This is a genomic window from Frateuria edaphi, from assembly GCF_021117405.1.
GTDB classification, from domain to species: Bacteria; Pseudomonadota; Gammaproteobacteria; order Xanthomonadales; family Rhodanobacteraceae; genus Frateuria_A; species Frateuria_A edaphi.
In genome coordinates, this window is the sequence record NZ_CP088251.1 from 3,586,383 (window position 1) to 3,609,002 (window position 22,620).

At 69.0% G+C, this 22,620-nt stretch carries 19 protein-coding genes; 11 read left to right on the forward strand and 8 right to left on the reverse strand.

The features are described 5' to 3' along the window. Positions 1 to 5: 5 nt before the first annotated feature. Positions 6 to 896 carry a DUF3034 family protein gene (locus tag LQ772_RS16540; protein ID WP_231322476.1) on the reverse strand — a complete coding sequence of 297 codons (891 nt, stop codon included), beginning with the start codon at positions 894 to 896 and terminating at the stop codon, positions 6 to 8. Between the two features lie 173 nt (positions 897 to 1,069). Between LQ772_RS16540 and LQ772_RS16545 the strand changes: the two genes are divergently transcribed. Next, positions 1,070 to 2,581: a DUF2235 domain-containing protein gene (locus tag LQ772_RS16545; RefSeq protein ID WP_231322478.1), complete on the forward strand. Its 1,512-nt coding sequence runs from the start codon at positions 1,070 to 1,072 to the stop codon at positions 2,579 to 2,581. Between the two features lie 69 nt (positions 2,582 to 2,650). On the opposite strand, the gene glnA is transcribed toward LQ772_RS16545, so the two are convergent. After that, a complete protein-coding gene (gene glnA, locus LQ772_RS16550; RefSeq protein WP_231322480.1) occupies positions 2,651 to 4,060 on the reverse strand; it encodes a type I glutamate--ammonia ligase in 1,410 nt (469 codons plus the stop codon). A gap of 260 nt (positions 4,061 to 4,320) precedes the next feature. Here glnA and LQ772_RS16555 point away from each other — a divergent pair, with 260 nt between their 5' ends. Then, complete coding sequence (locus LQ772_RS16555; protein ID WP_231322482.1) at positions 4,321 to 5,118, forward strand: undecaprenyl-diphosphate phosphatase; 798 nt, start codon at positions 4,321 to 4,323, stop codon at positions 5,116 to 5,118. Between the two features lie 18 nt (positions 5,119 to 5,136). Here LQ772_RS16555 and LQ772_RS16560 read toward each other — a convergent pair whose 3' ends face one another. Further along, the gene (locus tag LQ772_RS16560; RefSeq protein ID WP_231322484.1) at positions 5,137 to 5,844 is read right to left on the reverse strand and encodes an energy transducer TonB; all 708 of its coding nucleotides are present in this window, start codon (positions 5,842 to 5,844) and stop codon (positions 5,137 to 5,139) included. A gap of 209 nt (positions 5,845 to 6,053) precedes the next feature. Here LQ772_RS16560 and LQ772_RS16565 point away from each other — a divergent pair, with 209 nt between their 5' ends. Further along, on the forward strand, positions 6,054 to 7,961 hold the full coding sequence (locus tag LQ772_RS16565) for a CHASE3 domain-containing protein (RefSeq protein ID WP_231322486.1): 1,908 nt from the start codon (positions 6,054 to 6,056) through the stop codon (positions 7,959 to 7,961). A 9-nt stretch (positions 7,962 to 7,970) separates the two neighbouring features. On the opposite strand, the gene LQ772_RS16570 is transcribed toward LQ772_RS16565, so the two are convergent. Continuing rightward, entirely contained in the window at positions 7,971 to 8,930 is a 960-nt protein-coding gene (locus LQ772_RS16570; RefSeq protein ID WP_231322488.1) for a LysR family transcriptional regulator, read from the reverse strand. Between the two features lie 148 nt (positions 8,931 to 9,078). Here LQ772_RS16570 and LQ772_RS16575 point away from each other — a divergent pair, with 148 nt between their 5' ends. The 3 genes from LQ772_RS16575 (at position 9,079) to LQ772_RS16585 (ending at position 15,155) form a co-directional block, all read left to right on the forward strand. Continuing rightward, positions 9,079 to 10,275 carry an efflux RND transporter periplasmic adaptor subunit gene (locus tag LQ772_RS16575; RefSeq protein WP_231322490.1) on the forward strand — a complete coding sequence of 399 codons (1,197 nt, stop codon included), beginning with the start codon at positions 9,079 to 9,081 and terminating at the stop codon, positions 10,273 to 10,275. Positions 10,276 to 10,363: 88 nt separating this feature from the next. Continuing rightward, positions 10,364 to 13,552, forward strand: a complete 3,189-nt coding sequence (locus LQ772_RS16580; RefSeq protein WP_231322491.1) for an efflux RND transporter permease subunit — start codon at positions 10,364 to 10,366, stop codon at positions 13,550 to 13,552. A gap of 202 nt (positions 13,553 to 13,754) precedes the next feature. Continuing rightward, positions 13,755 to 15,155 (forward strand): efflux transporter outer membrane subunit, encoded by a 1,401-nt coding sequence (locus LQ772_RS16585; RefSeq protein ID WP_231322494.1) that lies wholly within the window; start codon positions 13,755 to 13,757, stop codon positions 15,153 to 15,155. Positions 15,156 to 15,292: 137 nt separating this feature from the next. On the opposite strand, the gene LQ772_RS16590 is transcribed toward LQ772_RS16585, so the two are convergent. After that, positions 15,293 to 15,754 carry a nuclear transport factor 2 family protein gene (locus LQ772_RS16590; protein ID WP_231322497.1) on the reverse strand — a complete coding sequence of 154 codons (462 nt, stop codon included), beginning with the start codon at positions 15,752 to 15,754 and terminating at the stop codon, positions 15,293 to 15,295. Between the two features lie 205 nt (positions 15,755 to 15,959). Here LQ772_RS16590 and LQ772_RS16595 point away from each other — a divergent pair, with 205 nt between their 5' ends. The 5 genes from LQ772_RS16595 to LQ772_RS16615 all read left to right on the forward strand — a co-directional run bounded on the left by LQ772_RS16595 (position 15,960) and on the right by LQ772_RS16615 (position 20,723). Beyond that, positions 15,960 to 17,075: a sensor histidine kinase gene (locus tag LQ772_RS16595; protein WP_231322499.1), complete on the forward strand. Its 1,116-nt coding sequence runs from the start codon at positions 15,960 to 15,962 to the stop codon at positions 17,073 to 17,075. Further along, positions 17,072 to 17,812 carry a LytR/AlgR family response regulator transcription factor gene (locus LQ772_RS16600; protein WP_231322502.1) on the forward strand — a complete coding sequence of 247 codons (741 nt, stop codon included), beginning with the start codon at positions 17,072 to 17,074 and terminating at the stop codon, positions 17,810 to 17,812. Before LQ772_RS16595 ends, LQ772_RS16600 begins: the two co-directional genes overlap by 4 nt. 227 nt (positions 17,813 to 18,039) lie before the next feature. Then, the gene (locus LQ772_RS16605; protein ID WP_231322505.1) at positions 18,040 to 19,011 is read left to right on the forward strand and encodes a TolB-like translocation protein; all 972 of its coding nucleotides are present in this window, start codon (positions 18,040 to 18,042) and stop codon (positions 19,009 to 19,011) included. Positions 19,012 to 19,026: 15 nt separating this feature from the next. Next, on the forward strand, positions 19,027 to 19,818 hold the full coding sequence (locus tag LQ772_RS16610) for a hypothetical protein (RefSeq protein ID WP_231322508.1): 792 nt from the start codon (positions 19,027 to 19,029) through the stop codon (positions 19,816 to 19,818). Continuing rightward, on the forward strand, positions 19,818 to 20,723 hold the full coding sequence (locus LQ772_RS16615) for a TolB-like translocation protein (protein ID WP_231322511.1): 906 nt from the start codon (positions 19,818 to 19,820) through the stop codon (positions 20,721 to 20,723). The genes LQ772_RS16610 and LQ772_RS16615 overlap by 1 nt, the downstream gene beginning before the upstream one ends. A 9-nt stretch (positions 20,724 to 20,732) precedes the next feature. Here LQ772_RS16615 and LQ772_RS16620 read toward each other — a convergent pair whose 3' ends face one another. Genes LQ772_RS16620 through LQ772_RS16630 form a run of 3 tightly spaced genes read right to left on the reverse strand, consistent with a single transcriptional unit; the run spans position 20,733 to position 22,620 of the window. Next, positions 20,733 to 21,875 carry an AI-2E family transporter gene (locus tag LQ772_RS16620; protein ID WP_231322513.1) on the reverse strand — a complete coding sequence of 381 codons (1,143 nt, stop codon included), beginning with the start codon at positions 21,873 to 21,875 and terminating at the stop codon, positions 20,733 to 20,735. Continuing rightward, on the reverse strand, positions 21,872 to 22,168 hold the full coding sequence (locus LQ772_RS16625; protein WP_231322515.1) for a hypothetical protein: 297 nt from the start codon (positions 22,166 to 22,168) through the stop codon (positions 21,872 to 21,874). The genes LQ772_RS16620 and LQ772_RS16625 overlap by 4 nt, the downstream gene beginning before the upstream one ends. Beyond that, the gene (locus LQ772_RS16630; RefSeq protein WP_231322517.1) at positions 22,165 to 22,620 is read right to left on the reverse strand and encodes an ABC transporter ATP-binding protein; all 456 of its coding nucleotides are present in this window, start codon (positions 22,618 to 22,620) and stop codon (positions 22,165 to 22,167) included. Before LQ772_RS16630 ends, LQ772_RS16625 begins: the two co-directional genes overlap by 4 nt.

Sequence of the window (22,620 nt, forward strand, 5' to 3'; positions counted from 1 at the left end):
CCTTGTCAGAAGCCGAGCTGGACGGAGGCGTAGAGGCCGCGCTGACGATCCCCGGTCACGATGCGGCCGAGGTCGGCATAGGCCAACGTGAGCGACACGTGCTTGGTCGGCGCCCAGGCGACGAAGGCGTCGTACCAGTCGTCCTCCTTGGCGATGCCGAGGTTGTCCGGCTTCATGCGGTATTCGGCGCCGATCGCCCACTGCCGACTGAGCAGATAGGCCGCCGAGGTTTCCAGCTCGGCCTGGTACCCGTCGTGCCTGTCGCCGCCGAAACCCAGGATGCCGATCTGATTGGCCTTGGTGAAACGCACCGTGGCGTTCACCAGCAGGCTCTGCGCCAGGAACAGCTTGGTCGCATCGATGTAGTAGTCGGTGCCCTGCGAGCGCGTGGCGCCGACGAACTTCACGATCGCGTCCTGGTTGTTCTTCTTGTGCTGCGCGCCGACGGAGACCTGCGGCAGCCAGCTGTCCTGCTCCAGCACTGCGTCGCCGAACAGGCGCACTTTCACGCCCACCACGTCCTGCCTGAAAGTGAAGCCGCGGCCAAGGCCGAGCGCCGCGCCGACTTCCTCGGTATCGAAGCGCTGCTGTGCGTAGGAAAGCTCGACGCGGTTGTACAGGCCGACCATCACGCCGGCGTCGTCCAGGTGGTAGTCGGGCAGGTTCACCCGCGTGTAGAAGGCATTCGCGCCGATCTGGTCGCGCGTGCCATAGCCGCCGATCACCGCCCACGGCGTCAGGCCACCGCCGGCGGCGCCCTCGACCTGGCTCACGCCGCCAGTAAGCAACAGCTTGCCGCTGCTGCCGGCATCGTCCGCCATCGCCAGGCCCGGTGCGGCCGCCGCGACGAGAAGTGCGCCGAACAGGCGGGCGCGATTCCCCCGTTGGTATTGCATGGTGTCTCCCTGTCCGTGGCACGCGAGCGCGCCGTTGGAGGAATTACGGACGCGTCCCACGATCGGATGCAGCGGTGTCGATCGCCGGGCACGCCGGCGTGCGACGGCGACGACGGTTCGGCCACCCGGGCGGGCGTACGGTCGGCCCTGCGCGATCCGGGGAGGACACGGCCATGACCCAACTCATCGTCTGTTGCGACGGCACCTGGAACACCCTCGAACACACCGACCAGGGCCTGCCCGCGCCCACCAACGTGGCCAAGCTCTACAACGCCGCGGTGAAGGACGAGCAACAGCTGGCCTACTACCACCCCGGCGTGGGCACCAACGGCGGCTGGCTCGACCGCATGGTCGGCGGCGGCACCGGCGCCGGGCTGGAGCGCAACATCATGAGCGCCTACCAATGGCTCGCCGTGCGCTACCACGAGGGCGACCGCATCTTCCTGTTCGGCTTCAGCCGCGGCGCCTATACCGTGCGCAGCCTGGGCGGCCTGCTCGCCCATGGCGGCCTGCTGGACCTTTCCGATGCCACGCTCGCCCCGGCCGAGGTGTGGTCGCGCGTGGAGCAGGTGTTCGAGGCCTACCGTTCCGGCAAGCCGTTTGCCAACCCGGACGGATGGGCTTTCCACGGCGTACCGCCCGGGCAGCCCACGGCGGGCACCATCGGCGTGCACTTCATGGGCGTGTGGGACACCGTCGGCGCGCTGGGTATCCCGCTGGAGCTGTCGGTGCTGCGCTTCATCGGCGACCCGCGCCGCTACCAGTTCCACGACACGAAGATCAGCCTGATGATCGCCAACGCCCGCCATGCGGTGGCGATGGACGAGCGCCGCGCGGATTTCATGCCGACGCTGTGGACCCATATTCGCCGCCCCGACCGGGTGCACCAGGTGTGGTTCCCCGGCGTGCACGGCGACGTCGGCGGCGGTTACGCGCAGGCCGGGCTGTCCGACATCGCGCTGGCGTGGATGCTCGACGAGGCGGCCGGCTGTGGCCTGCGGCTGCGCGACAACACGCGTGCGCAGCTGCGGCCCGATCCGCAGGGTGTGCTGCACGATTCGCGGCAGGGGATGTTCAAGCTCGGCCGCAACCAGCCGCGGGCGGTGGCGCAGATGGACAGGACCAGTGTGCTGGCCGGCCTCCTGCACCCGAGCGCCCTCGCGCGACAGGCCGACCCACCCCTTGCGCAGGGCGACTACTGGCCTACCCGCACGCTCGCCGCGGGCACGCGCGTGAGCATGGACGTGTTCGCCTCCACCCACTGGAACGCCACCGGGCTGTATCTGGAGGCCGGTGTCACCTACCGCTTCGGCGCCTCCGGCGAATGGCTCGATGCAAGCGCGAAGTTTTCCCCCGCCGGCGGCGAAGTGGATGGCCACCATGCCTCCGACATCGCGCGCCTGGCGGCCTCCGCCCTCGGCTCGATGGAGCACGTCTTCAACATGGCCAGCCACGGCGACAGCGACTTCTGGTTCACCCGCCGCGTGGAGTCGGCGCCCTGGTGCGCACTGATCGGCTTCGTCGCCAATGGCGAAGGCGACGACCGCGGCGAGACCTTCGTCATCGGCGAGGGCTGCCGCTTCACCCCGACCGCCAGCGGCTACCTCTACGCCTACGCCAACGACGCCTGGCAGGCCTACGCCAACAACCACGGCAGCGTGGCGCTGGCGATCGAGCGACCCTGACCTCTTCGCGGAGCCTGCAAAAAAAGACGGGCGCCGAAGCGCCCGTCCCGCCGAACCATCCCGCCACGCTCAGATCGCGTAATACATCTGGAATTCCAGCGGATGCGTGCTGGCGCGGTAGGCGGTGACTTCCTTCATCTTCACCTCGATGTAGGCATCGATGAAGTCGTCGGTGAACACGCCGCCGGCCTTGAGGAACTCGCGGTCCTTGTCCAGCGCGGCGAGCGCCTCGTCCAGGCTGGCGCAGACCTGCGGGATGTTCTTCTCCTCTTCCGGCGGCAGGTCGTAGAGGTCCTTGTCGGCCGGCGCGCCCGGGTCGATCTTGTTGATGATGCCGTCGAGGCCGGCCATCATCAGCGCGGTGAATACCAGGTAGCCGGAGTTCATCGGATCGGGGAAGCGCACCTCGATGCGGCGGCCCTTCGGGCTGGACACGTACGGGATGCGGCAGCTCGCCGAGCGGTTGCGCGCCGAGTAGGCCAGCATCACCGGCGCCTCGAAGCCCGGCACCAGGCGCTTGTAGCTGTTGGTGGTCGAATTGGCGAAGGCGTTGATTGCCTTGGCATGCTTGAAGATGCCGCCGATGTACCACAGCGCCATCTGCGACAGGCCGCCATAGAGCTCGCCGGCGAACAGGTTCTGCCCGTCCTTGGCCAGTGACTGGTGCACGTGCATGCCCGAGCCGTTGTCGCCGACGATCGGCTTGGGCATGAAGGTGACGGTCTTGCCGTTCTGGTGCGCCACGTTCTTGATGACGTACTTCATCGTCATCAGCTCGTCGGCCTTCTTCACCAGCGTGTTGAACTTGACGCCGATCTCGCACTGGCCCGCGTTGGCCACTTCATGGTGATGCACCTCGACCACCTGGCCGAGCGACTCGAGCACCTTGCACATGTCCGCGCGCAGATCGCCCAGCGAATCGACCGGCGACACGGGGAAGTAGCCGCCCTTCACGCCCGGGCGGTGGCCGGTGTTGTTGCCGTCGTACTTGTAGCGCGAGGACCACGCCGCCTCTTCGGAGCCGATCTCGTAGAACACGCGGCCCATGTCGTTCTGCCAGCGCACCGAGTCGAAGATGAAGAATTCCGGTTCGGGGCCGAAGAACGCGGTGTCGGCGATGCCGGTGGACTTCAGGAACGCCTCGCCGCGCTTGGCGATCGAGCGCGGATCGCGGCCGTAGGCCTGCATGGTCGAGGGCTCGAGCACGTCGCAGTGCAGGATCAGCTGCGTGTGCGCGGAGAACGGATCCAGGTGCGCGGTGTCCGGATCGGGCAGCAGCACCATGTCCGACTCGTTGATGCCCTTCCAGCCCGGGATCGAGGAGCCGTCGAACATCTTGCCGTCCTCGAAGGTCGACTCGTCGATGGCGTGCGCCGGGAAGGTGACGTGGTGGTGCTTGCCGAGCATGTCGGCGAAGCGCAGGTCGACGAACTCGACGTCGTGTTCGGCGATCAGGTCGAGCACTTTCTGGGCGGTCATGGGCGAGCCTCGGAGCGGGAAAGGATGCGGCCGTTACTGCAATGCCCGTGCCAGCCGTACGCCCTGCGGGAGCGCACCTTGTACGCCACCACCATGGCGCTTCGGAGCGGGATCGCGCTCGCGCACAGGGCGCGCTCCCACGGGCATGTTGCACCTCTTTGGCACGACTTATTGCACCATGATGAGTCAATTCGGCCTCACGCCGCCGTGCCCGCTTCCCCGTAAGCTATGCCGCTTTACCGTTCGCCGGAGAGCCCTTAGTGAGCGACCTGATCCGCGTCATCCTGCTCGGCATCATCGAGGGCATCACCGAGTTCCTGCCGATCTCCTCGACCGGGCACCTGCTGATCGCCGAGCAACTGGGCCTGGGCCAGCGCTCGGACCTGTTCAACATCGGCATCCAGGCCGGCGCGATCCTGGCGGTGACGCTGATCTACTGGAAGCGCCTGTGGCAATTGCTGACGCAGTGGCGCGACCCGGCCAACCGCGATTACCTGGCCAAGCTCACGGTGGCGTTCCTGATCACCGCGGTGCTGGGCTTCATCGCGGTCAAGCTCGGCTTCACCCTGCCCGACACGGTCACGCCGATCGCCTGGGCACTGGTCATCGGCGGCTTCTGGATGCTGGGCGCCGAAGCGGTCGCCGCGCGCAAGCCGGACCGGCGCGAGGTGACGTGGACGGTCGCGGTGCTGGTCGGCATCGCGCAGATGCTCGCCGGCATCTTCCCCGGCACCTCGCGCTCGGCCGCCACCATTTTCGCCGCGCTGCTGGCCGGCACCAGCAACCGCGCCGCGGCCACCGAGTTCGCCTTCCTGGTCGGCATCCCGACGATGTATGCGGCGACCGGCTACGAACTGCTCAAGGTCGTGAAGAACGGCGGTGCGGCGCACGAGGACTGGAGCGCGCTGATCGTCGGCTTCGCGGTATCCGCGATCGTCGCCTTCGCCGCGGTGAAGTGGTTGCTCGGCTACATCCGCACGCACCGCTTCACCCCGTTCGCGATCTACCGAATCGCGCTTGGCGTGGCGCTGCTGCTGTGGTTGCCCTCGGGCGGCTGAAGCCTCCCGCCGGCCCGGTCAACCCGGCGGGCCAGCGACCCATTGGACCGGACTGTCCAGCGCGATGGCCTGCCCGGAGAGATCAGGTGTTTCGCGGGCGTCTGCGGCAGGGTCTTTCGGCCGGTTGGCCTCGGCCTCGGCGATGCCCGACGGATTCCGCGTCCTGAAGGTGACCGGGATCTGCATGCGAGTGGCGACGGGTTTGCCGTCGACAAGCTCGGGCAGCGCGCGGCTGAGGCGTATCGCCTCTTTCACCGCCAGCGCGAACTGTTTTCGTGCGAGCGGACTGCTGAACTCGGAGTCGACCAGCTTGATGTCGGTCAGGCTCCCGTCCGGTTGCACCGTGGCCGCCATCGTCAGTCGCCCGTCGCCCTGCTCCATCGGCCATCGGGGCGCCCGAAGCGCAAGTGCCGGGCCATTCTTGACGTAGCGCACGGCCACGCCGTAATTGCCGTCCGGACGCTTGACCAGGACCAGGTCGACCCAGGCATAGGTACGAGCCGTGACCGCATGGCCCGCCCGCACGGGTGGCTTGAAGCGCCAGTGCTTGATCGCCTCCTGGGCGGGCGCGTTCAGCACGGCCGGAATCTCCCCGGGCAACTCGACCCGGGCCACCTGTCCGGCCGTATCGACGTCCAATCCGGCCTGCAGGTGATACGTCTGCACCACCTGTCCATCGACCGCGCGTGCCGTCCCTGCGGACAGCATGAGTGCGGCCCACAGCACGGCTCCGCTTGCCAGCCCAATCCTCATCCCTGCACCCTCCCCGGCACATGCACGCGACGGCAGCCTACACCGGCGAAGGCGGGGCGCGGGAAGTGGCCGTGTCACGAAGGGCCTTCCGCACTGGCCCCCACGCTCCGCGCACGCCCGGTGTGCCTAGGATGATCGCGCGCGCTGGCCAGTCCGGCCCGGCCGCATAGGACGGCGTCCCGATGGCGGCAGAGAAACCACCAAGCCTGCTCTGGTCGCGAATCATGCTGGCGGCGGGTTTCGTCTTGCTGACCTCGCTGCTGGCCGGTGCCTACGTGCTGGCGGCGGCGCGCGAGGAAGGCATGGAGCAGCAACAGCACATCCAGGCGGTGCGCGCGTCGCTGCGGCGCACGATGTTGACGATCCAGGGTGCCGAAACGGGCCAGCGCGGTTACCTGCTGACCGGCGAAAAAGCGTATCTCGCGCCGTACACCCGCGCCCGCAGCAACCTGGCGGCATTGCTGCGGACGCTCGATCGCGAGGTGGAGGATCCGCAGCTGCGCCGGAACCTCCCCGAGTTGCGTGCGTTGATCTCGGGCAAGCAGACCGAGCTGGCGCAGACGCTGTCCTACTACGACCGTGGCGACCACGCGACGGCGGCGAGACTGGTCCGGTCCAATCTGGGCATGCGGCTGATGGAGCGTATCCGCGCGCTGGTGTCCGCGATGCTGGCCGATTGCGATCGCAACATCGCCGCCGAGCAACGCAAGGAACGCGTGTTATCGCGCTGGGTGCTGACCGGCGCCTCGGCGTCCGCTCTGGCGATCCTGGGGCTGGCGGTGCTGACCCTGCGCGAGATGTCCCGTCGTCACCGCATCATGGTGCGCACGCGCGACGAACTGCTGGCCTCGAGCGAGGCGCTGCGGCGAAGTACCGAGCGCCAGGCGATGCTGGAAGAGGCGGTGCGCCAGTCGCGCAAGATGGAGGCGCTGGGCGCGCTGACCGGCGGCATGGCGCATGACTTCAACAACATGCTCGCGGTGGTGATGGGCAACCTGGAGCTGCTCAAGGCGCGCCTGGCCCGCGGCAACCACGATGTCGGCCGCTACGTCGGCTATGCGCTGGAGGCGACGCGCCGTGCCGGCGAACTGACCCAGCGCCTGCTGGCCTTTGCCCGCAAGCAGCCGCTGCACGCGGTGCTGGTGGCGCCGGACGAGGTGGTGGCCAGCACCATCGAGATCATCCGCCGCACGCTCGGCGGCATCTACAGCATCGAGCTGGAACAGGCGCCCGACCTCTGGAAGGCGCGGGTCGACGTCAACCAGCTGGAAAGCACGCTGATCAACCTGGCGGTCAACGCCCGCGATGCCATGCCCGAAGGCGGCCGGCTGACGGTACAGACAGCCAACGTTTTCCTCGACGAGGACTACGCCAGCGGCCACGCCGAGGTGACCAGCGGCGCCTACGTGATGATCGCGATGACCGATACCGGGCAAGGCATGACGGCCGAGGTCCGGCGCAAGGCGTTCGAGCCGTTCTTCACTACCAAGGCGGCGGGCAAGGGCACCGGCCTGGGGCTCAGCCAGGTGTACGGCTTCATCAAGCAGTCCGGCGGCCACGTGGACATCGAGAGCGAGGTTGGCAAGGGCACCACGGTCCGCATCTATCTGCCGCGTGCCGACGGCGAACCCGCGGCGGTCGACGCCATCCGTCCCGACCGCACGCGGCACGGAGTGCCGCGTGGCGACGGGACCACGCTGATCCTGCTGGTCGATGACGACATCGGCGTGCGCGTGTTCGCGGCCGAGGCGCTGACCGAACTGGGGTACCGCGTTCTGACCGCCTCCGGTGGCCACGATGGGCTGGCCGTGCTCGATGCGCACCCGCAGATCGACCTGTTGCTGACCGACGTGGAGATGGCGCAGATCACCGGGTGGGAGCTGGCCGACATCGCCCGGCAGTTGCGGCCGGGGCTGAAGGTCCTGCTGATGACCGGCTTCACGCGGGAGGCGACCGAGCGCGTCGGCGAACGCATCCCCGGCGCCGGCCTGCTGCGCAAACCCTTTACGCTGGAGGAGCTGGCCCACCGCGTGCACGCCTTGCTGTCGGAAGGCCCAAGCCTGCCGCCAGCCACCGGGCAGGCTCCGTGATGGCTGCCGTCAGGCGGCGGCCGCGGGCAAGCTCCGCTTGGCCGTTCCGGCCGGCACCGGTGCCTGGAACTGCGGCTCGTTGGTCCGCTCGAACAGTTCGCGCACCCATTCGATGAACGCCTGCACGCGCGCGGACAGGTGCTTCTTCTGCGGATAGACGATCCACACCGGCTTGCCGGTGGAGCGGGTATCGGTCATCACCAGTTGCAGCTTTCCCCAGTCGAGCATGCAGGCGACCATCATGTGCGGGGCCTGGGTGATCCCCAAGCCCGCCGCCACCGCCTGGATCACCGACTCGGCGTCGTTGATCAGCAGGTGGCCCTCGACGTCCACCGCGACCGGGCCATTGGCGCCGTCGAACATCCACTGCCGCGGGCGGCCGTTGGGGTAGACGTAGTTGATGCAGCGGTGTTGCTTGAGGTCGTCGATGGACTGCGGTGCGCCGTAGCGCGCCAGGTACGCCGGCGAGGCGCAGACCACGTTGCGCAGGTAACCGATCTTGCGCGCGATCAGGCTGGAGTCTTCCAGCTCGCCCACGCGGATGGCGCAGTCGATGCCTTCACCATTCATGTCCGCCGGCAGGTCGCTCATCGACAGCTCCAGCCGGATGTCCGGATAGCGCTGCTCGAACTCGGCCAGGCGCGGAATCAGCGCGGCGCGCCCCACCGCCAGCGACACCGCCACGCGCAACTTCCCGACCGGTTTGCGGTTGGCGTAGCCCAGCGCTTCGGTAGCCTCGGCCAGGTCGGCCAGAATGTCCTTGCAGCGCGCGTGGAATACGGCGCCGTCGTCGGTCAGGCGCAAGGACCGGGTTGAGCGGAACAGCAGGCGCGCGCCCAGGCGCTCCTCCAGCCGGGACACGGCACGGCTGACGCCCGAGGGTGTCATGCCCAGTTGCGCGGCGGCGGCGGCGAAGCTCTTGGCCTCGACCACGCGGACGAAGGCTGAAATTGCTGCGAAGTCTTCCATCGAGCCTACTCCAGGGTGATTCGTGACTCGGTGTCACTATTGCATTGCACCAAGCCCGGGTTTTCTATACCGGTAAGTGTACCTATTCTCCCGGGCCTTCGCCGGTTCTGTACCGACCGGTGCACTAATTTAGACCCGGGAGCGCAGTATGAAAAAGCGATGGATCCTCTTGAGCCTGGCCGTGGCAGTAGCGGCCGGCAGCTGGGCGGTGCTCGGCAGCCACGGCGAGAGCCACGCGCAGGAAGCCGGCACACCGCCGCCGCCCGCGGTCACCGTGGCGCAGACGCTGGTGCGTCCGGTCAGCGATACCGATGCCTTCACCGGTCGCCTGCAGGCCGTGGACACCGTCGAGGTGCATCCGCGCGTGAGCGGCTACGTCACTGCCGTGCATTTCACCGAAGGCGCGCGCGTGCGCAAGGGTGAGCTCTTGTTCACCATCGATCCGCGGCCGTACCAGGCCGAGGTCGACCGGCTGGCCGCCACGCTCGACCAGGCCCGCGCCGAGCAGAAGCTGGCCGCCTCCAACGCCGAGCGCGCGACGAAGCTGCTGGCGCAGCATGCGATTTCCACGCAGGAGGCCGACCGCCTGGCCACCGCCGCGGCCAGCGCCAAGGCACAGGCATCGGCCACCGGCGCGGCGCTGGAAGCGGCCCGGCTGGATCGCGGCTTCACCGAAGTACGCGCGCCGATCGACGGTCGCGTCAGCAACGCGCGGATTACCGCCGGCAACCTGGTGACGCCCGCCGACGTGCTGACCAGCGTGGTGAGTGTCGACCCGGTCTATGCCTACTTCACCATCGACGAGCACGCCTATCTCAAGCTCGACCAGCTGCGCCGCGATCGCGGCGTCGCGCCCCAAGTGGCGATGGGGCTGGTGGATGAAGAGGGCTACCCGCACGCCGGACGCATCGACTTCGTCGACAACCAGCTCGACGCCACCAGCGGCACCATGCGCCTGCGCGCGGTGTTCGACAACGACGATGGCCGCTACACGCCGGGCCTGTACGTGCGCCTTGAACTGCGCACGCCCAGCCGCCAGCCGCGCGCGCTGATCGACGAGCGCGCCGTCGGCACGGACCTGGGCAACAAGTTCGTCTACGTGCTGGAACCCGACCACAAGGTGGCCTACCGCAAGGTGACGCTGGGACCGCTGGCCGACGGCTTGCGCGTGGTCACGCAGGGCCTCACCGCCAAGGACGTGGTCGTGGTCAACGGCCTTCAGCACGTCCGGCCCGGCATGGAAGTCAGCCCCACGCTGGTGGCGATGGAGAGCCGCAGCCTGGACACCGGCAGCCAGTTGGCTGGCGCCGGCGGCAGCAACGGCAAGGTCGCTTCGCGCAACTGAAAGCACCCCCTGTAGGAGCGCCCTTGGGCGCGACCGAAATGGTGGTCGCGCCAAAAGCGCTCCTACAACGATAGATCCAGGAAACCAGATGAAACTCGCCCAATATTTCGTGGAGCGTCCGATCCTTGCCGGCGTACTGTCGGTGCTGATCGTGATCGCCGGCGCGATCTCGCTGTTCAAGCTGCCGATCGGCGAATACCCCGAAGTGGTGCCGCCGACGGTCGTCGTGCGCGCGACCTATCCCGGTGCCAACCCCAAGGTCATCGCCGCCACCGTCGCCACGCCGCTGGAAGAACAGATCAACGGCGTCGAAGGCATGCTTTACACCTCCTCGCAGGCCACCAGCGACGGCGCGATGACGCTGACGGTGACCTTCGCGCTCGGCACGGACCTGGACAACGCCCAGGTACAGGTGCAGAACCGCGTGGCGCAGGCGCTGCCCCGGTTGCCCGAGGAAGTGCAGCGGCTCGGCGTGACCACGCAGAAGAGCTCGCCGGACCTGACCATGGTCGTGCACCTGATCTCGCCCGATCAACGCTACGACATGCTGTACCTGTCCAACTACGCGCGGCTGCACATCAAGGACCAGCTCGCGCGCCTCGATGGCGTGGGCGACGTGCAACTGTTCGGTGCCGGCGAGTACTCGATGCGCGTGTGGCTCGACCCGGAGCGCCTGGCGATGCGCGGGCTGACCACCGGCGACGTGGTCAACGCGATCCGCGAGCAGAACGTGGACGTGGCCGCCGGCTCGCTCAATGCGCCGCCGGCGCCCAACGGGGCGGCCTTCCAGCTCAACATCAACACCCGCGGCCGACTGGTCACCGAGGACGACTTCGCCAACATTGTGCTGCGCACGACGAAGGACGGCGCGGTCACGCACCTGCGTGACGTGGCTCGCGTCGAACTGGGCTCGAACAACTACGCGCTGCGCAGCCTGCTCGACAACAAGCCGGCGGTGGCGCTGCCGATCTTCGCCCGTCCCGGCTCCAACGCGATCCAGATCTCCGACGAAGTGCGCGCCACCATGGCGCAGCTGAAGGCCGAGTTCCCGCAGGGCGTGGACTACAAGATCGTCTACGACCCGACCGTGTTCGTGCGCGGCTCGATCGAAGCGGTGGTGCACACGCTGTTCGAGGCGATCCTGCTGGTCGTGCTGGTGGTGATCCTGTTCCTGCAGACCTGGCGCGCGTCGATCATCCCGCTCGTGGCGGTACCGGTATCGCTGGTGGGCACCTTCGCGGTGATGTACCTGGCCGGCTTCTCGCTCAACGCCTTGAGCCTGTTCGGCCTGGTGCTGGCGATCGGCATCGTGGTCGATGACGCGATCGTGGTAGTGGAGAACGTCGAGCGGCACATCGAACACGGACTGAAACCGAAGGAAGCCACGCGCCGCGCGATGACCGAGGTGACCGGGCCGATCGTGGCCACCGCCCTGGTGCTGTGCGCGGTGTTCATCCCGGCGGCGTTCATCAGCGGCCTGACCGGCGAGTTCTATCGCCAGTTCGCGCTGACCATCGCCATCTCCACCGTGATCTCGGCATTCAACTCGCTGACCCTGAGCCCGGCGCTGTCCGCGCTGCTGCTGAAGGAGCGCGGCGCGCCGAAGGATCGCTTCAGCGTCCTGCTCGAGCGTGGTTTCGGCTGGCTGTTCCGGCCGTTCAACCGGATGTTCGTCAGCGGCGCGAACCGCTACGTCGGCGGCGTGCGTCGCGTGCTCGGCAAGGGCACGCCGGCGCTGGTGATCTACGGCGCGCTGGTGGCGCTGGGCGTGTTCGGCTTCATCCACGTGCCGGCCGGCTTCGTGCCCTCGCAGGACAAGCAGTACCTGGTGTCGTTCGCGCAGTTGCCGGATGCCGCCTCGCTCGACCGCAGCGAGGACGTGATCCGCCGCATGAGCGAGATCGCGCTCAAAACACCGGGCGTGGAAAGCGCGGTGGCGTTCCCGGGCCTGTCGATCAACGGCTTCACCAACTCGCCCAACAGCGGCATCGTGTTCGTGACGCTGAAGCCGTTCGAGGAGCGCACCGATCCGGCGCTGTCCGCCGGGGCCATTGCCGGTGCGTTGAACCAGAAGTACGCGTCGATCCAGGACGCCTACATCGCGGTGTTCCCGCCACCGCCGGTGATGGGCCTGGGCACGATCGGCGGCTTCCGCATCCAGATCGAGGACCGCTCCGACCAGGGCTTCGAGGAACTGTTCAAGCAGACCCAGAACCTGATCGCGCAGAGCCAGAAGACGCCGGCGCTGGCCGGGCTGTTCTCCAGCTACCAGGTGAGCGTGCCGCAGATCGACGCCGAGGTGGACCGCGAGAAGGCCAAGGCCGAGGGCGTCAACCTGGCCGACGTCTACCAGACGATGCAGGCCTACATGGGTTCGCTCTACGTCAACGACTTCAACCGCTTCGGGCGCACCTACCAGGTCAACGTCTCGGCCGAGCCGGGCTTCCGCCGCGAGCCAGAGGACATCCTTCGCCTGAAGACGCGCAATGCCGCGGGCGAAGCGGTGCCGCTGGGTTCGTTCGTGCAGGTGCACCAGGGCGTGGGCCCGGACCGCGTGCAGCACTACAACGGCTACCCGACCGCCGAGATCAACGGCGGCCCGGCGCCCGGCTACAGCTCGGGCCAGGCGCAGGCGGCGATGGAGAAGCTGGCGAAGGACAACCTGCCCAACGGCATGAGCTTCGAATGGACCGAGCTCACCTACCAGCAGATCCTCGCCGGCAACACCGCCGTGCTGGTGTTCCCGCTGTGCGTGCTGCTGGTGTTCCTGGTGCTGGCTTCGCTGTACGAGAGCCTGACGTTGCCGCTGGCGGTGATCCTGATCGTGCCGATGGTGCTGTTGTCCGCGATCGCGGGCGTGTGGCTCTCGGGTGGCGACAACAACATCTTCACCCAGATCGGTTTGATCGTGCTGGTGGGCCTGGCCTGCAAGAACGCCATCCTGATCGTGGAATTCGCCCGCGAGGCGCAGATCCATGAAGGGCTCGATCGTCGCACCGCGGTGCTGGAAGCGGCGCGTCTGCGACTGCGTCCGATCCTGATGACGAGCTTCGCCTTCATCATGGGCGTGGTGCCGCTGGTCACTTCGCACGGCGCCGGTGCGGAGATGCGCCATGCGATGGGCGTGGCGGTGTTCTCCGGCATGCTCGGCGTGACCTTCTTCGGTCTGCTGTTCACCCCCCTGTTCTACGTGATCGTGCGCGGCTGGAGCGAGCGTGCGGCGGCGCGGCGTGCCGCGCGCCACGCGGCGCTGCCCGTCGCGATCGAGGAGCATTGAGATGTCTAACGTTACGACCAACCTGCGCCCTCTCCCCCATCCAGATATGGGGGAGAGGGCTGGGGTGAGGGGCCGCTCTGACCTCGGCCCTGCATCAGAGCTGGCTCTGATCAACTCCCCTGCGAGCCGCGCCCCCTCACCGCAACCCTCTCCCCGCAGGGGAGAGGGAGCAAAAACTGCGCTCCGCATCCTGGCTGTGGCCATGGCCGCACTGCTCGCCGGCTGCATCAACGTCGGCCCCGACTACCACCACCCGGTGGAGAAGCCGGTCGCGCTGCAGGGCGTGGACACCGCACGCCAGTCGACCGCCGACTTCCAGGCCGACTGGTGGAAGCAGTTCAACGACCCGACGCTCGACACCTTGATCACCCGCGCGGCAAAGAACGCGCCTGACCTGAAGATCGCCCTGGCCCGCCTGAAGGAGGCACGCGCCCTGCTCGGCACCGCGCACTCCGAGCAGTGGCCCGACATCGAAACCGGCGCCAGCTACACGCGCAGCCGCGGCCAGACGCCAGGCTTCAGCGAGCAACGCACCACCACGACCGCCTACCAGGCCGGCTTCGACGCCAGCTGGGAGCTCGACCTGTTCGGCGGCGTGCGTCGCCAGGTGGAAGCCGCGCGTGCCGACAGCGAGGCCGCGGCCGCCTCGTTGCAGGATGCCCAGGTCACGCTGTTCGCCGAGGTCGCGCGCAACTACTTCGACCTGCGCGGCACCCAGTTGCGCATCGAGGTGGCCCAGCGCGACATCGCCAACCAGCGCGAGGCACTGGAGCTGATCGAAAGCCGCGCTGCGCTCGGCACCGGTTCGGAGCAGGACGTGGCCAGCGCCCGCGCGCGCCTGGCCGGCGTCGAGGCCACGCTGCCGGTGCTCACCACGCAGGCACAGGCCGACAGCTTCCGCCTTGCCGTGCTGCTGGGCGAACGACCCGGCGCACTGGACATCGACCTCTCGAGCGCGCACTTCACCCCGATCGACACCACCCTGCCGATCGGCAACGCCGACGACGTGTTCAAGCGCCGCCCGGACATCCGCATCGCCGAGCGTGACCTGGCCGCGGCCAACGCACGCATCGGCGTGGCCAAGGCGGACTGGTTCCCGCACATCCGGCTGGGCGGCTTCCTCGGTTTCCTGGCGGGACGCAGCAACGACTTCGGCAGCCCGGACACGCGCGCCTGGTCACTTGCGCCCAGCATCAGCTGGTCGGGCCTGAACGTGCAGCGCGTGCGCTCCGGCGTGAAGGCGAGCGAAGCCCGCGCGGACGGTGCACTGGCCAACTACCAGCGCACCGTGCTGCGCGCGCTGGAGGACGTGGACAACGCGCTGGTCGGCTACAACCAGCAGCGTGTGCGCGTGCAACACCTGTTCGAGCAGGCCGACCAGAGCGAGCGTGCCGCGAAGCTGGCGAAGATCCGCTACGACGCCGGCGCCATTGACTACCTGGAACTGCTCGACGCGCAGCGCACGCAGCTTGTCGCCGAAGACCAGCTGGCCGAAGCCGAGGCCGGCATCAACCTGCGGGCCATCGCGCTGTACAAGGCGCTGGGCGGCGGTTGGCAGGCCTGCGCCGACGAACACTGCACGGCGCTCGCCGCCACGCCCTGACCCCAAGCGGAGGACCTCGCCATGCTTCCGCCGGATACCGGTGGTCGCATCGCGGCCTCGCGCCATCCGGAATTCGGTGCCGGCGAACAGATAGCGGGCCATGCCGGCCGGCACGACCGTGCGGTGTCCGGCGGCGTCTAGTTTCCGCCGGGTCGGGCGTGCTGGGAGTAGAGCGCATGCCAGCGGCCGCCGACGTAGACGAAGATGTCCGCCGAGCGCACGCCGCGGTCCGGCCCGAGTTTCGGGTCGTAGAAGGAAAGGATCGCGGTGTCCCCCTGCAGCAGCACGCTTTGGGCCGAGGGGTGCGCCTTGATCCACGCCTCGACCTCGCGGCGCTTCCGGTCGGAGCCGCGGTTCTGTGCCGCGTGCGCGAGAATCGCCTGGCGCGGATGCACCACACCGTCCGCGCCGACCGAACGGTAGGCGGGCAGCAGCAGCGTTTCGAGATAGGCCGTGTCGCCGTCCAGCTCGGCATTGAGCCAGTGCTGGTCGACCGCCTTCACCGCCGCGGCGGTGCGCGCGGTCTCATCGACCGGCGCGGCGCGCGCAACGCCTGCGAAGGCAAGGATGGCGATGGCAAGGGCGAGTGGGTGTCGCATGCGTCTTTTCCTCGGGGTCGGCGCGATTGCCGTCGTGGAACCCTGCGTCGCGCGCCGCGCCAGGCCACGGGATTTGTGACGAAGACGCCGGTGACGGTGACGGGCGGCATCCCTGCCGCGGTACGCGGCATGCCGGGATCAGGCAAGCCGGGCCGTGGCGCTTCTGGCACATCCGCCGGCGCGGCGGCTGCGTACACTGCGTGCGATGAGCCCCCTTCCGGCGACGCCCGAGGACACCCTCGAAATCCCACCGCCTGCGCGCCACGCGGGTCTGCTCGCGTTCGGGTTCTGGACGTTGCTGGCCTTGTCCTATGCGCTCAGCGGCGGCCTGTCCTCGATCAGCGAAGGCAACGATCCGGACTGGACGCGCGCACTGGTCTGGAACGCCGCCAACTTCTATCCGTGGATGGCGCTGGTGCCGCTGGTCGGCTGGCTGGGCCGGCGCAGTGCGGGCCCCGGCTGGAACCGCTTCCTCGCGCTGCACATACCGGCCGGCCTGGCGATCGCGCTGGCGCAGACGCTGCTGCACCTTGTCGTGTTCTGGTACGCCTGCGGTCCGGGTCGCATGCCCGTCGCCACGCTGGCCGCCTTCGTGCGCATGCAGTTCGCCTATACCTATCACCTGGCGCTGCTCACCTACTGGGTGATGCTGGTGGTATTGCGCGGGCTCGAATCGCGCCGGCACCTGCGTGACGAACGCCTGCGCAACGCGCGGCTCGAAACCCAGCTCGCGCAGTCGCAGCTGCAGGCGCTGCGCATGCAGCTGCAGCCGCATTTCCTGTTCAACACCTTGAATGCGATTTCGGCGCTGGCGCTGGCCGAGCCACTGCGCGCGCGGCTGATGATCGCGCGGCTCAGCGACTTCCTTCGCATGACGCTCGATCAGCGCCACGCGCAGCAGGTGCCGCTGGCGCGGGAGATGGAATTCCTGCGCTGCTACCTGGACATCCAGCAGGTGCGCTTCCAGGACCGCCTGTCGACCCGGCTGGACCTGGCCGAGGACACGCTGCGCGCGGCGGTGCCGAGCATGATCCTGCAGCCGCTGGTGGAAAACGCATTGCGCCACGGCCTGCTGGCCACGGCCCAGCCCGGCTGCCTGCACATCGCCAGCCGCCGCGACGGCGACCTGCTGCACCTGTGCGTGGATGACGACGGCCTGGGCCTGCCGCCGGACGGCCCGCTGGAAGGCGTCGGCCTGGGCAACACGCGGGCGCGGCTCCAGGTGCTGTTCGGTGCGGCGGCGAGCCTCCAGCTGAGCGGTCGCCGCGAGGGCGGCACGCGGGTCGAACTGCGTTTTCCCTTCCGCGAGCACGTCGCATGAGCACGATCCGTACCCTGCTGGTCGACGACGAAGTGCTCGCACGGCTGGCCCTGCGCCAGGCGCTCGCCGCGCATCCGGATGTCGAGATCGTGGGCGAATGCGGCAACGCGGCCGACGCCATGCAGGCGTCCGCCGCGCTCGCGCCGGACCTGCTGTTCCTGGACATCCGCATGCCCGGCCTGGATGGCTTCCAGCTCCTGCAGGAGCTCAAGCCCGATGCATTGCCGATGGTGGTGTTCACCACCGCCTACGCGCAGCACGCGCTGCGCGCGTTCGACGCGAACGCGCTGGATTACGTGCTCAAGCCCATCGACCAGGCCCGCTTCGACCAGGCCATCGCACGCGTTCGCCGGCACTGGCGCGGGCTGTCCGCACGGACCGCGCCGCCCGCGCAGCCGGCCGGCGCGACCCAGCGGATCAGCGTGCGCGTGGGCGAGCACATGCGTGTGATCGCGGTCGATACGATCGACTGGATCGAGGCCGACGGCAACTACGTGCACATCCACGTGGGCAAGCAGGCGTACCTGCATCGCGAGACCCTGGCGGGCCTGGTGGCCACGCTCGATCCGGCGTGCTTCCTGCGCATCCATCGCGGCACGCTGGTGAACGTCGAGCGCATCCGCGAGATCCATCCGCTGTTCCAGGGCAACGCCGAGGTGGTGCTGCACGATGGCACCCGGCTGGGCCTCAGCCGGCGCTTCCGCGCGCATGCGCGGGGCGCGCTGGGGATCGCCTGATCCAGTAGCCGCTCTCCCCCCGGGACAGGGGGTCGGAAGCGGTATCGCCCAAGCGCCTCGTTCGCTGGAACCCTCGCCCGCCCTTCGTACTTCTCTCGCGGGGGGAGTGGGCAAAGGCCTCGGGCAACCTGCCATTCGACCCCGCCCAACGACCGCTGGTCACAAACCAGCGGCGCGCTCGGCGCCGTCACGCCACGCTGGCGGTCCTCGCCGAACCGGACCGCCACATGACATCGCATCGCATCGCCCTGACCCTGGCGCTTGCCCTGGCCTGCACCACCACGACGGCCGCCGATCTGCTCGGCGCCGGCGTCATTTCCACCGGCCTGCAGGAAACCTCCGCGACGTTCTCGCCCGACGGCGACACGGTCTACTTCGTGCGTTCGGACTTCAGCGAGAAGGACGACACCATCCTGGTCTCGCACCGCCGCGACGGCCAGTGGTCCGCGCCGCAGGTGGCGAGCTTCTCCGGGCGATGGCATGACTCCGAGCCGACCCTCTCGCCGGATGGCGAGCGTCTGTACTTCGTTTCCAACCGCCCGCCGAGCCCGGGTGCGCCTCCGGTGATGGCGGAGATGGGCGGCCACCGCTTCGCCGGCACCCACCTGTGGTACGTCGAGCGCCAGGCCGACGGCCGCTGGAGCGCGCCGGTGCACGTGGACGGCGCGCTCAACGACGGCGCGATGATCTACAACCCGTCGGTAGCCGCGAACGGCGACGTCTACTTCTCCGCGCACCGCGCCGATTCGGGCAAGGCCTACCAGGTGTACGTGGCGCGGCATACGGCCGATGGCCATGCGCCGCCTGAGCGTGTCGACCTGGGCGACGTCGCGCGCAACCGCATGGACCCGGCCATCGATCCGCAGCAACGCTTCATCCTGTTCGCCGGCGACGAGGGCGATGCGCTGGGCCGCGCCGACATCTACATCGCCTTCCGCCAGGCCGATGGCCGCTGGGGCAAGCCCGAGCACCTGGATGGCGAGGTCAACAGCGATGCCCTGGAAAACGCACCGTCGCTCGGCCGCCGGTTCGGCGAGCTGTACGTCTCGAGCAACCGGCAGCCCACCGTCGACTTCCCGAAGTCGCGCGACGACGCTTCGTCGCTGGGCAAGCGCCTGTCCGGACCGCTCAACGGCTCGCGCAACCTGTGGCGCGTGGACATTTCCGGCGTACTGCGCGCGCACGGCATCTCGCCCTGACCCGTGGAGATCCGCATGAGCCGACCCCGCTGCCTTCCCACCCTGCTGGCCCTGCTGTTCCTGCCCGCCTCCGGCGCTGCCGCCGCGCCGCCGGCCACTGCGCCGGCGCTGACCCTGGCGCTGCGCGCCGGCGCGACGTTCGGCAACGTCTTCTCGCGCACGATCGCGCTGCACGCGACCGGCTTTGACGACGCGGTGCGGCGCGTCAGCGGGACCGCCACCTACACGGTGGTCGACGCTGCCGCCAACCCGCCGCGCCTGCGCATCGACTATCTCTATGACGGCCGCCCCGCGGGCAGCGGCACGGTGATGCTGCCCGATGGCGGTGCCGGCAATTGCTTCGACGGCAAATGCATGCCCAACACCGATGCCAGCGGGCTGGCCTACAACCCGCTGCTGTGGGGCCACGCACCGGCGACGTTGCGGGTGGGCCAGCGCTGGACGGTGGATATCGACGCGCCGTGGGAACTGGGGCCCGCCGGCCGGCAGACGGTCACCGTGGTGGCGTTCGATCCGGCCAGCCATACCGTGTCTCTGGAGCGCGAGGGCAGCGGCACGGGACCGTGGCTGGGCGACGCGCCGCAGGTCACGCTGACCCGCGGCGAGCGCTCGTATCCGCTGACGCGGCAGCCGGGTCGCGCGCACTGGCATGGACTCGCCACCTTCCGCGACGGCATCGTGCTCAGCGACGAGCTGATGAGCGAGCGGGCGGTCGTTCTCACGTCGCCGCAGCTGGGGCGGATCGAAGGCGTGGAGCGCCAGTACATCCTGCTCAATGCCACGCCGCCGCGCGGGACGACGCACTGATGTACAGCGCCGGCATCCGCGCCGCCCTCTGCCTGACGGCCGGCCTGCTCGCCACCGCCGCCGTACGCCCCGTCGTGCCGGCGCCCGCGACGCTGCAGCCCGTGACGCTGGGCGGCATCCTGCATGCCGGCAGCGACGACACGCTGGCCTTCACACCCGATGGGGCCACCGTCTTCTTCGACCGCAGCGAAGGCACGCACAAGACCATCATGGCGTCCCGCCGGGTGGACGGCCGGTGGGCCGCACCGCAGGTGGCGAGCTTCTCCGGCCACTGGTTCGACCAGGACCCGCTGGTGGCGCCGGACGGCAGCTACCTGCTGTTCAACTCGGATCGGCCGGTGCGGCCGGGCGGGAAGCCGCTGGTGCAGGACTATTTCGTCGGCGGCCGCGCACCCGGCTCCAACCTCTGGCGGGTCGATCGCAAGGGCGACGGCTGGGGCGAGCCGGTCTGGCTCGGACCGGTGATCAACGACGACGTCTTCATCGATTTCGCCAGCCTCGCCGCCGATGGCACGCTCTATTTCATGCGCTTCGACCCGAAGGCCAGGGTCATGCACACCTGGCGCTCGCGCCACCACGACGGCGGCTATCTGCCACCGGAGCGCGCCGGCCTCGGCGATCCGCAGGTATCGACGCACGATCCGGCGGTGGCGCCGGACCAGTCCTTCATCGTGTTCGACTACGGCAAGGTCAAGGGCGGGCTCGGGCGCCTGTGCATCGCCTTCCGCGAGGGCGACCACTGGAGCCGCCCGATCGACCTGGGCGACGCGATCAACCGGGACCTGCCCTGGGGCGCGCACCTCGCGCCCGATGGGCTCACCCTCTACGTCACGGGGCGATCGGGCATCGCGCAACTCTCGCTGGCCCCGTGGCTGGACCGGCACAAGGCCGGGAAGCCCGATTGATGCCGCGGCTCAGCGCTGCACCATCACCGCGAACCAGCCCCAGCCGCGCACGCGTTCGGTGATCAGCTTGGCGCTGGTGAGCATCGGTACCGCCAGCAGTGCGCCGGGGATGCCCCACAGCCAGCCCCACACCAGCAGCCAGATCAGGATGGCGATCGGCGACAGGCGCATGCGGTGGCCCTGGATCATCGGCGTGATCAGGTTGCCCTCGACCGCGGTAATGCCGGCGAAGGTGAGCGCCGGCAGCAGCGCGGTACCGAGGTCGTGCGCATGGATCATCCCGACCAGGGCCAGCACGATCGTGGTGGTGATCGCGCCCACGTAGGGAATGAAGTTGGCGGTCATCGCCACCACGCCCCACAACAGCGGGTCGGGCATGTCGTAGAGCCACAGCATCAGGGTCGTCAGCGCACCGAGGCTGGCGTTGATCGCCAACGCGGTGAGCAGGTAGCGCGACACCTCGATCTGGATGCTGCGCACGATTTCGACCGCGTGCCGCTTGTAGGCAAAGCCCGGCGAGATTTCCACCAACCGTCGCAGGAGCGAGTCGCCGTACACCAGGAAGAAGAACACCAGCAGCACCACGGTGAGCACGGCGGCCAGCACCTTGGGTGCGGTGGAGACGATGTCCCAGGCCGAGATCGCCACGGTCGAGGGTTGCGCGGGCGCCGCCCGCAACGGTCCGCCGACCAGCGTCTGGGTAGCGCGGTTGGCCGCCTCCAGCGGTTTGGTGACGCTGCGCAGCTTGGGCACGAAGCTGCGGATCGCCGCAGGTGCGCCGTGGAACCACCCCAGCGCCGGCTGCGTCAGCGCGCCGATGCCGGCGCCCAGTCCGGTCAGCAACACGACGACCAGCACGCTGGCGGTAAGCCAGCGGGGCAGCCGATGGCGTGCGCCCGATGCCACGATCGGATTGAGCGCCAGGCCGATGAACGCGGCCAGCACCAGCGGGATCAGCAGCACCCGCGCAACCGTCACGGTGTACAGCAACGCCATCACCAACAGCGTGTTCAGGACCACGCGCACCGCCAGAAGGTGCCGGCGCAGGCTGCGTGCGAAACGCAGTTGCGGCGACCCGGCGACCGGCGGCGGCACGGTCACCGGCGCCGCGTCGACCACGGCCGGCGCGGTGGCTGGGTCGGGGTGGTTCATACGTCCTCGGCGACGTTCTGCGCGGCGGTGTGGGCGGCAAGGAAGCTGGCACCGATGGTGGTGGCCTCGCTGACCAGCGCACCGAACAGATGGCTCATGCCGGGAAGATGCAGCGGCTTGGCGTCGGAACGCCCGAGCAGGAAGCCACCCGCGGCGGCCGCCCCGAGGATCACGAACGGATGCCGCTCGCCACGCGCCAGAAGGGCGGAGGCGGGTATCGCGGCCGCAAGGCGAGCCTCGCGCATCCGCTGTTGCGCAGCGCGTACCCGCGCGTGCTCGCCGAACATGCTCATGCCGCGTCCTCCCGTTCCACCCGGTGGCGGGCCCGGGCCCGCGTCTCACGCATCATCGCTCCCCATTCGGTGCGCGTGGCGGGCAGGCTCATCCAGTGCATGCAGCGACGGAAGAACAGGATCGCGGCCAGCACGAATACCAGCTGCAGCACCGCGAGCGCGACCAGCGCCCAGATCCAGGACGCAAACCACTTGGCCAGCAGCACGCCGACCAGCGCCAGCAGGGTCAGGCCCAGGCCGACGCCAGCGACGGTCGCGGCCAGGCCAGCCAGCAGCATCCACGAAAGCGCGCTGCGCGCCAGTCCGACTTCGGCCGACAGCAGTTCCAGCTGGGCGCCGAACAGCTCCTTGATGGCGCGGCCGAGCCCGCCCAGTTCGGCGAGCACGCCCGAGGGCGGTGCCGCCTCGGCGGCACCGCCCTCGGTGGTGGTGGTTTGTTCGGCCTGTGGCAT

What these genes read in the sequence shown, in the direction of transcription:
- LQ772_RS16540 (WP_231322476.1), bottom strand. Translation starts at nt 896, where the DNA reads ATGCAATACCAACGGGGGAATCGCGCCCGCCTGTTCGGCGCACTTCTC.
- LQ772_RS16545 (WP_231322478.1), top strand. Translation starts at nt 1,070, where the DNA reads ATGACCCAACTCATCGTCTGTTGCGACGGCACCTGGAACACCCTCGAA.
- glnA (WP_231322480.1), bottom strand. Translation starts at nt 4,060, where the DNA reads ATGACCGCCCAGAAAGTGCTCGACCTGATCGCCGAACACGACGTCGAG.
- LQ772_RS16565 (WP_231322486.1), top strand. Translation starts at nt 6,054, where the DNA reads ATGGCGGCAGAGAAACCACCAAGCCTGCTCTGGTCGCGAATCATGCTG.
- LQ772_RS16570 (WP_231322488.1), bottom strand. Translation starts at nt 8,930, where the DNA reads ATGGAAGACTTCGCAGCAATTTCAGCCTTCGTCCGCGTGGTCGAGGCC.
- LQ772_RS16575 (WP_231322490.1), top strand. Translation starts at nt 9,079, where the DNA reads ATGAAAAAGCGATGGATCCTCTTGAGCCTGGCCGTGGCAGTAGCGGCC.
- LQ772_RS16580 (WP_231322491.1), top strand. Translation starts at nt 10,364, where the DNA reads ATGAAACTCGCCCAATATTTCGTGGAGCGTCCGATCCTTGCCGGCGTA.
- LQ772_RS16585 (WP_231322494.1), top strand. Translation starts at nt 13,755, where the DNA reads ATGGCCGCACTGCTCGCCGGCTGCATCAACGTCGGCCCCGACTACCAC.
- LQ772_RS16590 (WP_231322497.1), bottom strand. Translation starts at nt 15,754, where the DNA reads ATGCGACACCCACTCGCCCTTGCCATCGCCATCCTTGCCTTCGCAGGC.
- LQ772_RS16595 (WP_231322499.1), top strand. Translation starts at nt 15,960, where the DNA reads ATGAGCCCCCTTCCGGCGACGCCCGAGGACACCCTCGAAATCCCACCG.
- LQ772_RS16600 (WP_231322502.1), top strand. Translation starts at nt 17,072, where the DNA reads ATGAGCACGATCCGTACCCTGCTGGTCGACGACGAAGTGCTCGCACGG.
- LQ772_RS16605 (WP_231322505.1), top strand. Translation starts at nt 18,040, where the DNA reads ATGACATCGCATCGCATCGCCCTGACCCTGGCGCTTGCCCTGGCCTGC.
- LQ772_RS16610 (WP_231322508.1), top strand. Translation starts at nt 19,027, where the DNA reads ATGAGCCGACCCCGCTGCCTTCCCACCCTGCTGGCCCTGCTGTTCCTG.
- LQ772_RS16615 (WP_231322511.1), top strand. Translation starts at nt 19,818, where the DNA reads ATGTACAGCGCCGGCATCCGCGCCGCCCTCTGCCTGACGGCCGGCCTG.
- LQ772_RS16620 (WP_231322513.1), bottom strand. Translation starts at nt 21,875, where the DNA reads ATGAACCACCCCGACCCAGCCACCGCGCCGGCCGTGGTCGACGCGGCG.
- LQ772_RS16625 (WP_231322515.1), bottom strand. Translation starts at nt 22,168, where the DNA reads ATGAGCATGTTCGGCGAGCACGCGCGGGTACGCGCTGCGCAACAGCGG.
- LQ772_RS16630 (WP_231322517.1), bottom strand. Translation starts at nt 22,620, where the DNA reads ATGCCACAGGCCGAACAAACCACCACCACCGAGGGCGGTGCCGCCGAG.